The sequence below is a fragment of the Photorhabdus viridis genome, assembly GCF_040256935.1.
Taxonomy (GTDB): Bacteria; Pseudomonadota; Gammaproteobacteria; order Enterobacterales; family Enterobacteriaceae; genus Photorhabdus; species Photorhabdus viridis.
The window spans coordinates 1-265 of record NZ_JBEJZY010000392.1 but is presented as its reverse complement, the minus strand read 5'-3'; the positions used below and the strand labels follow the sequence as shown (position 1 = coordinate 265).

The window sequence follows — 265 nt, the reverse complement described above, 5'->3', positions numbered from 1 at the left end:
GAGAAAACAGAAACTACACGCAGGTGGTATGGCAAAAAGAAAACCACCACACGCACCCGTCATGATGTCACGAACAAAGTCACTGAATTTACCGCCGGCGGCGATATTAACTTGTTAAGCCGGGATGACAGCACTTATGAAGCCAGCAAAATCGCCACCCATCAAAATGCTAAACTGACCAGTACTCACGGTCAGGTTAATTTTAAAGCGGTAAAAAACAGTACCTTTGCGCAAACGATTACCCATTCCAAAGGGTTCTACATCA

Annotated in this window: 1 protein-coding gene; it reads left to right on the top strand. The window is 44.9% G+C overall.

The genetic code is table 11. The features are described 5' to 3' along the window. The coding region (locus ABR397_RS23875) for a hypothetical protein (RefSeq protein WP_350307854.1) at window positions 1-265 on the top strand (265 nt) is incomplete at both ends.